The sequence below is a fragment of the Rhizobium phaseoli genome (assembly GCF_010668805.1).
Taxonomy (GTDB): Bacteria; Pseudomonadota; Alphaproteobacteria; order Rhizobiales; family Rhizobiaceae; genus Rhizobium; species Rhizobium phaseoli_A.
Genome location: NZ_WUFT01000146.1, coordinates 1 through 389, shown reverse-complemented (window position 1 = coordinate 389; position 389 = coordinate 1). Strand labels below are relative to the sequence as shown.

The window sequence follows — 389 nt, the reverse complement described above, 5'->3', positions numbered from 1 at the left end:
GCGCCGTACCATGCGGGAATCATGCGCGTGAGCACGAAGTTCGCAACGCCGACCAGAACCAGCGGCGCAATCGCCAGCAGCGGATTGGGCAGCTTGTCGGTTTCCATCTTCTCCGGCTCGTTCAGCAGCGACGTGCCGTAGCCTTCGCCCTTCGCCATCGCCGAGCGGCGGCGCCATTCGAGGAACGACAGGCCCACGACGATGATGAACAGCGAACCGGCGATACCGAGGCCGGGCGCGGCCCATGCCGTCGTCTTGAAGAAGGTTGTCGGGATGATGTTCTGGATCTGCGGCGTGCCCGGCAGCGAATCCATCGTGAACGAGAACGCGCCCAGCGCGATCGCACCCGGCATCAGACGCTTCGGAATATTGCTCTGGCGATACAGTTC

At 63.5% G+C, this 389-nt stretch carries 1 pseudogene; it reads right to left on the bottom strand.

Going from position 1 to position 389, the window contains the following annotated elements:
* A pseudogene (locus GR197_RS31790) lies at positions 1 to 389 on the bottom strand (GntP family permease); the annotation flags it as partial.